This is a genomic window from Alcanivorax sp. HI0083 (assembly GCF_001635175.1).
This window is the reverse complement of sequence record NZ_LWFX01001053.1, coordinates 1-11,348: the sequence shown is the minus strand read 5'-3', so window position 1 is coordinate 11,348 and position 11,348 is coordinate 1. Positions and strand designations below refer to the sequence as shown.

The 11,348-nt window shown below is 58.7% G+C and carries 8 protein-coding genes; 2 read left to right on the top strand and 6 right to left on the bottom strand.

Features of this window, described 5'->3' with window-relative positions; all coding sequences use genetic code 11:
- From A3754_RS28860 to A3754_RS13695, 6 genes are all read right to left on the bottom strand, one after another.
- A partial coding sequence (locus tag A3754_RS28860) for a transposase (protein ID WP_156496993.1) occupies window positions 1-136 on the bottom strand: 136 nt, incomplete at its 3' end.
- A gap of 93 nt (window positions 137-229) precedes the next feature.
- Window positions 230-1,333 (bottom strand): GGDEF domain-containing protein, encoded by a 1,104-nt coding sequence (locus tag A3754_RS13715; protein ID WP_063520139.1) that lies wholly within the window; start codon window positions 1,331-1,333, stop codon window positions 230-232.
- The gene (locus A3754_RS13710) at window positions 1,330-2,433 is read right to left on the bottom strand and encodes a diguanylate cyclase (RefSeq protein WP_063520138.1); all 1,104 of its coding nucleotides are present in this window, start codon (window positions 2,431-2,433) and stop codon (window positions 1,330-1,332) included. Before A3754_RS13710 ends, A3754_RS13715 begins: the two co-directional genes overlap by 4 nt.
- Before the next feature lie 190 nt (window positions 2,434-2,623).
- Entirely contained in the window at window positions 2,624-4,123 is a 1,500-nt protein-coding gene (glpK, locus tag A3754_RS13705) for a glycerol kinase GlpK (RefSeq protein ID WP_063520137.1), read from the bottom strand.
- 234 nt (window positions 4,124-4,357) lie between these two features.
- Window positions 4,358-5,977, bottom strand: coding sequence for an ATP-binding protein (locus A3754_RS13700; RefSeq protein ID WP_063520136.1), 1,620 nt, complete (start codon window positions 5,975-5,977; stop codon window positions 4,358-4,360).
- 45 nt (window positions 5,978-6,022) lie between these two features.
- On the bottom strand, window positions 6,023-6,745 hold the full coding sequence (locus A3754_RS13695) for a response regulator (protein ID WP_007149065.1): 723 nt from the start codon (window positions 6,743-6,745) through the stop codon (window positions 6,023-6,025).
- A 667-nt stretch (window positions 6,746-7,412) separates the two neighbouring features.
- Here A3754_RS13695 and A3754_RS13690 point away from each other — a divergent pair.
- Window positions 7,413-10,301, top strand: coding sequence for a ribonucleoside-diphosphate reductase subunit alpha (locus tag A3754_RS13690; protein ID WP_063520135.1), 2,889 nt, complete (start codon window positions 7,413-7,415; stop codon window positions 10,299-10,301).
- Window positions 10,302-10,439: 138 nt separating this feature from the next.
- A partial coding sequence (locus A3754_RS13685) for a ribonucleotide-diphosphate reductase subunit beta (protein WP_063520134.1) occupies window positions 10,440-11,348 on the top strand: 909 nt, incomplete at its 3' end.

The window sequence follows — 11,348 nt, the reverse complement described above, 5'->3', positions numbered from 1 at the left end:
GCCAGCGGCTTAACAACTTTGGGTGTATGCCTAGCTTGCCAGCTAGTGCGGACTGTGTCTGCGTGGTGGATAGCGAGGCCTGCACGGCCTCGCGTTTGAAATCATCGCTGAAGTAGCGCTTGGCTTTGTATTTCATGACACCTTCTCTCCAAATGAAGGTGTCTACTTTTTCCGGGGCGTTCCATCCGCGTAACTATTAATTATTCATTATTAACTATTAACTGCCTTTTCACGCCACTTGGCTCTGGTCCCGCCCCCCGGACTTGGCCTTGTACAACCCCTGATCGGCCCGGTTAAGCAGCTCATCGACACTTTCGCCGTCCCGATAATCCGCCACGCCCACGGAGAGGCTGACAGTGGCCGGGCCACCCTGGGCATCGAAACGCTGTTCACGCCAACGCTGGCGTAGACGTTCAGCCACCAGCAGGGCGCCGTGGGCATCACTTTGCGGCAACACCAGCAGGAATTCCTCGCCTCCCAGGCGACCAAAAAAATCACCGTCACGCATGCCCGATAACGCCAGCTCGGAAAACTGGCGCAGTATCCGGTCCCCCCAGTCATGACCGTGCCGGTCGTTGATTTTCTTGAAGTGATCCAGGTCCACATAACAGACCGCAAACGGCACCCCTTTACGACCGGCCAGCGCCCGCTGGCGCTCCAGAACATCCAGCAAATGGCGGCGGTTGAACAGGCCGGTTAAATCATCACGGATGGCCATTTCCCGCACCTTTTCCACCGCATTGGCCAGGTCCCGGTTCTTGTCTGCCAACGCATTACGCAGGCGGTTCACGCCCCCACCGGTGACGGCAAAACTGACCGAGATCATGGCAAACACCAGCCACTGCAACAGCTCCACCGACAGGCTCAGCTGCACCCAGCGATCCATCAACGCCAGCCACAGCATCAGCGCATAGGCTGCACTGGCCAGAAACGCCACGGCAATCATCACCTTGCCACTGAGCCGGAACGACACCATCAGCAAGGCGGCAAAGAACAGGGTCACCACGCTGAGTCGAAACTCATCCACGTAATACCCCGACACCATGAACACCCCGATAAAATACAGAATCAACGGCAGCGACAAACTTGGCTCACGCAGATTCAAGGTAATGCCGGTTGCCATCAGCAGCTGGTAAGCCAACAGAGAAATCCAGACCAGCGACACCAGCAGCAATGCTTCCGGCAGCGCGATATGCATATAGCCCAGTTGAAAATAGACGACACAGAGCAAGGTATGCATGGCCATGATCGCCATGGCCGAACGGCTATGGCGTTGCATCAGGCGCTTTTCACTCAACGTCAGTTTTTCTGCCTGATGAAGGTCCTGATTCATTCCGTCTCCCCGACGATCAATCTATCGCGGCCGGTTTCCTTGGCCCGGTACAGCGCCTGGTCCGCCCGCTTGATCAACTGCGCAGGCGTTTCGCCAGGATTCAGCATCGCCAGCCCCCCGGAAACCGTGACCGCCAACCCGGGAGCGTCCTTGAAACGCTGGCTGCGCATGCCCAGCAGAATACCCTCCACCAGATTGCGCGCTTCCTCCGGATCACTCACCGGCAACACCAGCATGAATTCTTCCCCGCCCAGACGGGCGGCGAAATCCTGATTGGTCAGGTGGCGCCGTGTCACATCCGCAAAACGCTGCAACACCAGGTCGCCCATGCCATGGCCATACTGATCGTTGGTTTTCTTGAAATGATCCAGGTCCAGGTACACCACACCCAGTTGATACGCGCCACGGGCAGACTGCCCGCACGCCTTGCTCAGCAGCTCCATGGCATGGCGACGGCGGTAGAACCCGGTCAGCTCGTCTTTTACCGCCATGTCGTGAATACGCTCAACAATTTCTGCCAGCTGCTGATTACGCTTACCCAACTGGAACCGAATGGTGGAAATCTCCGACGCCACCAGCATGGCGGCCAGTACCATGGCACTGAACAGGCCCCACTGAATCCACTCGCCCTGCACGTCCACCACTTCCGGCCAGTACACACAAACCACCCCCAGCACGAGCGCGTACCCCAGCACGCAATACCCTGCCAGAGCCATGAACTGCCGGAGCGAAGCCTGCAACACCCCCATCTGGACGATGGCGAAGAAAATCAACATGACACACAGACGCACCTGATCGACGACCAGGGCAGTGACCAATAACCCGGTGGTTGACCACACCATCAGCGGCATGATCATGGAAGGTTCGGAAAGCCGGCGGTTCAGGCCCACCAGCATAAACAAGACAAACAGGATATGGCCGGCCCAGAGGGCAGCAAAAAGGGAGTAGAACAGGGCTTCCCCACCGCGGAAAAAGTCCAGCTGCAAAGCGATCCAGCAGAGCAGTGTATGGGCACTGCCGCCCGCCAGGATGGCAAAGAGCACCCGGCGTAATCGCTGCGACTGCAAGGCCACAGGGTGGAACGTTAACGTTTGATCCATGCCGGATTTCCCGATTTGGTGCGATCATCCCCACTATCGATCGCACCAACTAGTAGCATAATAGTATTATTGTTGAACCAATAGTAATACCAAATGCCTACTCCGTCACAGTTTGGCCATCCCCTAAACGGAACCGCTCATCGTTGTAAAACGGATTTTACCGCACCGAACCTTCTGATTTTTATGCACTTTAGCGGCTTGATGAATCCGGGGAGGACTGGCAGACCCGGGCCACCGCATCCCGCCAACCCTGGTAGCGTTTCTGACGCTCCGCCTCGTCCAGCGCCGGGGAAAACTCCCGCTCACAACGCCACTGCTCGGCCACGGACTCCAGCGATGTATACAAGCCCACCCCCAGACCCGCCAGATAGGCCGCTCCCAGGGCGGTGGTTTCGGTGACCACCGGCCGATCCACACAGACGCCCAGCACATCCGACAGGGTCTGGCTCAGCCAGTTGTTCACCACCATTCCGCCATCCACCCGCAGAGTGGTGGGCCGAGTGCCACAGTCCGCTGCCATGGCATCCAGCAGATCCCGGGATTGGTAGCACACCGCTTCCAACCCTGCGGTTACCACTTCGGCAATACCCGTGTCGCGGGTCAGGCCCAGCAACGCGCCCCGTGCATGGGGGTCCCACCAGGGCGCCCCCAAGCCGGTAAAGGCCGGCACCAGATACACGCCACCGGCGGAACCGGCACGGCGGGCCAGCGCTTCGGTTTCACTGGCATCACGAATCAGGTTGAGGCCATCACGCAGCCACTGGATCGCCGCACCCGCCACAAAAATGGAGCCTTCCAGGGCATAGGTGGTCTTGCCGTTCAGGCGGTAGCCCACGGTGGTCAATAACCGGTTATGGGATTCCACTGCCTCGCCGGTATTCATGACCATGAAGCAGCCGGTGCCATAGGTGCTTTTCACCATCCCCGGAGAAAAACAGGCCTGGCCGACCAGAGCCGCCTGCTGGTCCCCGGCAATACCCGCCACCGGCACGGCCGCGCCCAACAATTCCGGGCAGGTGGTACCAAAGTCGGCGGCACTGTCGCGCACATCCGGCAGCACTGAAGCCGGCACATTGAACAAGGCCAGCAGCTCCTCATCCCAGCATTGTTCATGAATATTGAACAACAGCGTCCGCGAGGCATTGGTGGCATCGGTGGCGTGCACCTTGCCGCGGGTCAACTGCCACAGCAGCCAGCTATCAATGGTGCCAAATGCCAACTCACCGGCCTCAGCACGCTGGCGGGCACCCGCCACGTTATCCAGTAACCAGGCCAGCTTGGTGGCCGAAAAGTAAGGATCCAACAGCAGGCCCGTCTTGCTGCGCACCCAGCTTTCATGCCCCTGATCCCTTAGCCTTTCACAGGTGGCGGCTGTACGGCGATCCTGCCAGACAATGGCTTTGGCCAGCGGATCCCCGGTTTCCCGGTCCCACAGCACGGTGGTTTCTCGCTGGTTGGTGATACCGATAGCGGCCAGTTGCTGTGCCTCCACCCGGGCATTGCGCAAGGCTTGCTGGCACATCGCCAGGGTGTCATTCCAGATCTCCATGGCATCGTGCTCCACCCAGCCATCCTGGGGAAAATGCTGGCGAAACTCTTTCTGCGCCTGCCCACAGGCACGGCCACTGGCATCAAAAACGATGGCGCGGGAACTGGTGGTGCCCTGGTCGATGGATAGGATGTAAGACATGACTCGGCTAATCCTGTTATCAGTATTGGTGGCTGGATCAGGCAGACGTCCCGGAGGGCGTCGGGAGACGCATTTTAAATGAAGGTCCGATGACAGATTGCACGATAACGGACAACCTTATAGACCTTATCGGCTATATATCGCCTGGCACCGGGTGCCTGACGCACAGCTCGCGCACTGCAGCCGGGTTCGATTACGGTTTTCGATATCGTCCGGTATCTGGTGCCCGGCGCACTATCCACTCATCCGACCCAGCACATGCTGGCCTTGCTGGCTCTTGGGCAAGCTTACGGTAAACCGGGCTCCGCCTTCCGGGCTTTCTTCCACGCGAATCTCTCCGCCGTGCCAGTCCACAATCCGCTTCACGATGGACAGCCCCAAACCATACCCGCCGCTGGCCCGGTGACGACTTTTATCCAGCCGGGCAAAGGGTTTGAACACGCGCTCGCGCTCATGCTCCGGAATACCCGGACCATCATCGTCCACATGGATCACCACCAGATCCTCGCTCTCCTCCACCCGCATGACGATACGTGCTTTCGCGTAGCGCAAGGCATTGGTCACCAGGTTCTGCAACACCCGGTGCAGGTAACGCTCTTCCGCTTCCACTTCCAGGGTCGGGTACGGATTGATCACGGTGATGACCGTTTCATCGCGGATGGTTTCCAGCTCATCGCGCAGTTGTTCGCACAACTCGCCAATCACCACCGGCTGGAATTCGATATTGGGTGTGCCCTGCTCCAGACGAGCATAGGTCAAAATTTCGTCGATCAACTGATCCAGCTGCTCGATGTCCAGATCCATGGCATTGAGCTTTTCCCGACGCAGCTCAGCCGATTCGATATCCGCCAGCATCTCCAGGCCAAAACGCAGACGTGCCACCGGAGTGCGAAGTTCATGGCTCACCGCCCGGGTCATCTCCCGCTGGGATTCGATCAACCGGCGAATGTGCGCCGTCATGCCATTAAAGGTGGCGGCCACCTGGCCGATGGCGTCGCTGCCTTCAATATTGGCGTAGGCGCCCAGATCACCACTGCCAAGTTGGCTCACGGCATTGTCGAGCTGCTTGAGTCGGCGTTGCAACGGACTCACCTGCAGGTAGGTTGCCAATGCCACCGCCAACAGGCTAGTCGCCCCGGCAATGATCAACAGCTCAATGGGGAATTGGTCAAACAGGCTTAGCGGACCAATCACCAACAGCTTGCCGGTCTGCGCCACCGGAGCGTAAATACGAATACTGGAATCACGGCGAGTACTGTCATCCAGGGCGATGACCACTTCGCGGCGATTGAGTCGCTGCTCCTGCTCGCCATCCAGGGAGACGTCATCACGCTGAACCAGTGTCAGCGGGTAACCAAACTGATGCTGCAGGTCCGCCAGCGCCGGAGCCCACTCGGATTCCTGAAAATGCGATAAATGATTCAGAATCAACACTGCCGTAGCCCGCGCCTGTTGCTCGGACACTTTGGTCATACGTGTGTTGATATAGGCATCTTCGTCGGGGATCTGGAACAGAATGTCGGCGTAGCCTTCATCGTCGTTCAGACGCATGACCACCAGGCCGTCTTCCAGGTGCAGCTTCTCCCGGTAGCCCAGCGCCAGTTCCTCGCGGGATTTCAGGGATATCTCGGCACTGAACAGCTTGCTGAGTACCTGGCTCCAGCGATCGCGATCCCCGGCTTCATAGCGCTGGTAGCCCTCCGCCATAAGGAAAAAGGTACCGCGGGCCATTTTTTCCCGGTACAGATCAGATCGGTAGCTGTTCACCAGCTCCACGGCACCATAGGTGATGGCGCCGATGAAACACAGCGCCAGCAACAAGCCCCCGTAGAGCCTCAGGAAAATACTATTCAAACGTCACCCAGCGTCATCCCTGCGCCGCGACGGCCAAAACAGCCGTTATGCCGCGCCGATTTCCTTGACGAACAGATAGCCCTTGGAACGCACCGTCTTGATGCGCTTGGGATTTTCCGGGTCGTCCCCCACTTTCGGGCGAATCCGGGAAATACGCACATCAATAGAGCGGTCCTGGCCGTCATATTGAATGCCACGCAGTTTCTCGAAAATCGTCTCCCGCGAGAGCACCGTGCCCGCATTGGACGCCAGCAACCAAAGCAGGTCGTATTCGGCGCTGGTCAGGTCCACCGACTCACCCGCGAGGGTCACTTCCCGCGCCGAGTTGTCGATCACCAGGGCACCAAATTCCAGGCGGGCCGGTGAGTTGTCTCGTTCGCTGTCGGTTTCCACCCGGCGCAACAAGGCGCGAATCCGTGCCAGCAACACGCGGGGTTTCACCGGTTTGGCCACGTAGTCATCCGCGCCCATTTCCAGCCCCAGCACCTGATCCATGTCATCCGTACGAGCGGTCAGCATGAGGATGGGATTCTTATAGGCACTGCGCACTTCACGACATACCGTCAGGCCGTCGGCCCCGGGCAGCATCAGATCCAGCACCACCAGATCGGGCTGTTCCGCACGGATGCGACGAATGGCTTCTTCGCCGTCGCTCACTACCGTGACATCCAGGCCGTTGCTTTGCAGATATTCACAGGTTAAATCGGCAAGACGCTCGTCGTCTTCTACGATCATGATGGCTGGCGGGTTATCCTGCACCGTTGTCATCCCGTCCTTATCCTTTTGAATTTGTATCGTTATTGTCGTTTTGTTTCAGCGCCAACCCGGCGAACTGTAACAAACGTATCCCTATCGGATGTTTATACGCATACACGCTGTGCACGGCAACCTCTCGGCCTGTTCATCGTACAAACAACCGCCATACCCCGCTTTTGCGTGGGGCCCACGGGCCCTTGACACAGAACAGCCTGTGACCGTTTTTTCCCATTGACAAACACTATATCTAGTGTGCGCCTGCACAGAAAAAAAGCACTCGCAATGCACCCACATCGCCCCACAGGTTATCCACAAGATTTCCCCAGGCGAAGTGCTTGCAAAAAAGCGGGGACAACTATAACTTGTACTGAATTCAGGCGCCGACCCCAAGATGTTGGGTTTTTGTAAAACGGACGCCGCCCCAGGACAAAACAGTCTACAGCGTGGAAAAGTGCAATCGCATCAGCGATTTAGCCTTTTACCGACAAGAAGGGGAAAGAATAACGTCATGGATAAGACACAATATATTGTGGTTCGCGCGCTCGCGATACCACCATGCACCACCCACGACACGATTTAACACGCCATGGCCCTGGGTCGTGGCGTTTTGCGTGGTGAAGCTGCCACGCCCACAACACACAAAACAGACAGCGAAAGCACAAACAACGGAGAGGGCACCATGCAGACGGATATGAGCCAAAACCCACAGAACGCCGGCTCCCCTGCCAGCGACAGCAACGACCAGGATCAAAGTATTGCCAGCACCGCCCCCGGCCAGCTGCGCGTGATCAAGCGTAATGGCAAGGTAGTGAGCTACGATGACGACAAGATTACCGTCGCCATCAGCAAGGCATTCCTGGCTGTGGAAGGCGGCACCGCCGCTGCATCGTCCCGCATCCATGAAACCGTGGCGCGCCTCACCGAGCAGGTCAGCGCCACCTTCAAGCGTCGCATGCCTTCCGGTGGCACCATCCACATCGAAGAAATCCAGGACCAGGTCGAACTGGCCCTGATGCGCAACGGCGAACAGAAAGTCGCCCGTGACTATGTACTGTACCGTGAACAGCAGGCCTCCAAACGCGCCGCCGAACACAGCAGCGACCTGCCCGCCCCCACCCACCAGGTGGATATGTCTGTCACCATGGAAGACGGCAGCAAGGCACCGCTGGACATGGCCCGCCTTGAGCACCTGATTCGTGCGGCCTGCTCCGGCCTGAGCGATGTCAACGCCGACAAGATCATCACCGAAACCGTGAAAAACCTGTACGACGGGGTGTCTATCCACGACGTGAACACCTCCATGGTGATCACCGCCCGTACCATGATCGAGGTGGAGCCGAATTACTCCCAGGTCACCGCCCGCCTGCTGATGGACAAGATTCGCGCCGAAGCCCTGCAGTTCCTGAATGTAGCCGAGCGCGCCAGCCACGATGAAATGAACGCCCTTTACGGTGAAGCGCTGAAAGCATACATCGGCAAAGGCATCGAGCTGGAACTGTTGTCTCCGCAACTGGCCGAGTACGACCTGGACAAGCTGGGTGCCGCCCTGGATGGCAACCGCGACCTGCAGTTCTCCTACCTGGGCCTGCAAACCCTGTACGACCGCTACTTCATCCACCACAACGACACCCGCATCGAGCTGCCCCAGTGTTTCTTCATGCGTGTAGCCATGGGCCTGGCCGTGGAAGAAGACAATCGCGAAGCCCGCGCCATTGAGTTCTACAACCTGCTCTCCAGCTTCGACTACATGAGCTCCACGCCGACCCTGTTCAACGCCGGCACCCTGCGCCCGCAGCTGTCCAGCTGCTACCTGACCACCGTGCCCGACGACCTGCACGGCATTTACGGCGCCATCCAGGACAACGCCATGCTGTCCAAATTTGCCGGCGGCCTGGGTAACGACTGGACCCCGGTGCGGGCACTGGGCGCCTACATCAAGGGCACCAATGGTCGCTCCCAGGGTGTCGTCCCCTTCCTGAAAGTGGTCAACGATACCGCCGTGGCCGTTAACCAGGGTGGCAAGCGCAAAGGCGCCGTCTGTGCCTACCTGGAAACCTGGCACATGGACATCGAGGAATTCCTCGAGCTGCGCAAGAACACCGGTGACGACCGCCGTCGTACCCACGACATGAACAGCGCCAACTGGATTCCCGATCTGTTCATGAAGCGTGTGATCAACGAAGAAGACTGGACCCTGTTCAGCCCCAACGACACCCCGGACCTGCACGACCTGTACGGTGAAGCGTTCGAGAAGGCATACCTGGAATACGAAGCCAAAACCCGCAGTGGCGAACTGAAACTGTTCAAGCGTCTGCCCGCCATCAACCTGTGGCGCAAGATGCTCTCCATGCTGTTTGAAACAGGCCACCCCTGGTTCACCTTCAAGGATCCGTGCAACCTGCGCAGCCCGCAGCAGCACGTGGGCGTGGTGCACTCCTCCAACCTGTGCACCGAGATCACCCTGAACACCAACCAGGAAGAAATCGCCGTGTGTAACCTGGGTTCCGTGAACCTGGCCCAGCACGTGGACGAAAACGGCCTGGATATCGAGAAGCTGCAAGGCACCATCAACACCGCCGTGCGCATGCTCGATAACGTGATCGACATCAACTACTACAGCGTGCCCCAGGCGGAGCGTTCCAACATGAAGCACCGCCCGGTGGGCCTGGGCATCATGGGCTTCCAGGACGCCCTGTATAAGCAAGGCATCAGCTACGCCTCCGAAGGCGCCGTACAGTTTGCCGACAACTCCATGGAAGCGGTGAGCTACTACGCCATCCAGGCCTCCGCCAAACTGGCCGAAGAGCGCGGCGCCTACCAGACCTTCGACGGTTCCCTGTGGAGCCAGGGGGTACTGCCCATCGACTCCATCGAGATCCTGGTCAAACAGCGTGGCGAGGACTACTGCAAAGTCGATCGCAGCCAGACTCTGGATTGGGACAGCGTGCGCGCCATGGCCAAGAAAGGCATGCGTAACTCCAACGTCATGGCCATCGCTCCTACCGCGACCATCGCCAACATTACCGGGGTCTCCCAGTCCATCGAGCCCACGTACCAGAACCTGTACGTGAAATCGAACCTGTCCGGCGAGTTCACCGTGGTCAACCCGTACCTGGTCAGCGCCCTGAAAGAGCGCGGCCTGTGGGACAACGTGATGGTCAACGACCTGAAATACTACGATGGCTCCGCGCAGCCCATCGAACGGATTCCGGCAGACCTGAAAGAACAGTTCCGCACCGCCTTTGAAGTGGAGCCGCGCTGGTTGGTGGAAGCCGCAAGCCGTCGCCAGAAATGGATCGACCAGGCTCAATCCCTGAACCTGTACATCGCCGAAGCGAACGGCAAAAAGCTGGACGTGACCTACAAGATGGCCTGGTTGCTGGGACTGAAAACCACCTACTACCTGCGCGCCATCGGCGCCACGCAGACCGAAAAGTCCACCATCAATGATGGCAAGCTGAACCGGGTTTCCTCCAAGGTGGAAGAGCCAGCCGCAGAATTCGGCCAAGCCGCCGACGTACCCCAGGCCTGCTCCATCGATGATCCGGATTGCGAAGCCTGCCAATAAACGCCGGACGCCAGATGCCGGACGCTCAACGCACGCCTTTCTTCATGCGTCCGGCGTCAGGCATCCAGCATCAGGCCACTTAAAGAATGCACCACCGGTGACGCCATCGCGCCACCCTTGAAAGAATGGAGAGAACACATGCTGAGCTGGGACGAATTTAATGCGCAAGAGACGCCTGTCGCCAAACCGCAGCCCGCAACCGCAACGCCGCCGCAATCTGAGACGGTATCTGACCAAGCGGCACCTGAAGCTAAAGCACCGGGAGCGGGAAGTTCTGCGGATGATGGAATCGAGCAACAGCGACGAGACAACACCGCCGCAGCCCGAGCCGCTTCAGAAGCGGTAGCCCGCGCCCAGGCCGCCGTGGCCAAGATGGACATCGAGGAAGGCCTTGCCGAACTGGAAGGCACCGCCGGCCGAGTGGAAGTTGACGACAAGCGCATGATCAACTGCCGCGCCGACCTGAACCAGCTGGTCCCGTTCAAATACGATTGGGCCTGGCAGAAATACCTGGATGGCTGCGCCAACCACTGGATGCCCCAGGAAGTGAACATGAACGCCGACCTGGCGTTGTGGAAAAAAACCGACGGCCTCACCGACGACGAGCGTCGCATCGTCAAACGCAACCTGGGCTTCTTCTCCACCGCCGATTCCCTGGTCGCCAACAACCTGGTGCTGGCTATCTACCGCCTGATCACCAACCCGGAATGTCGCCAGTACATCCTGCGTCAGTCCTTTGAAGAAGCCATTCATACCCATGCCTACCAGTACTGCATCGAATCACTGGGCATGGACGAAGGCGAAATCTTCAACATGTATCAGGAGATCCCCTCCGTCGCCAAGAAAGCGCAGTGGGGCATCCAGTACACCCGCGACCTGTCCGACCCGGAATTCACCACCGGCACCGTGGAAACCGACAAGGCCTTGCTGGAAAACCTGATCGCGTTCTACTGCGTACTGGAAGGCATCTTCTTCTACTGTGGCTTCACCCAGATCCTGTCCATGGGTCGGCGCAACAAGATGACCGGTGTCGCCGAGCAGTTCCAG

Coding starts and splice junctions, on each gene's coding strand:
- A3754_RS13715 (WP_063520139.1), bottom strand. CDS start 1,333: ATGAATCAGGACCTTCATCAGGCAGAAAAACTGACGTTGAGTGAAAAG.
- A3754_RS13695 (WP_007149065.1), bottom strand. CDS start 6,745: ATGACAACGGTGCAGGATAACCCGCCAGCCATCATGATCGTAGAAGAC.
- A3754_RS13690 (WP_063520135.1), top strand. CDS start 7,413: ATGCAGACGGATATGAGCCAAAACCCACAGAACGCCGGCTCCCCTGCC.
- glpK (WP_063520137.1), bottom strand. CDS start 4,123: ATGTCTTACATCCTATCCATCGACCAGGGCACCACCAGTTCCCGCGCC.
- A3754_RS13710 (WP_063520138.1), bottom strand. CDS start 2,433: ATGGATCAAACGTTAACGTTCCACCCTGTGGCCTTGCAGTCGCAGCGA.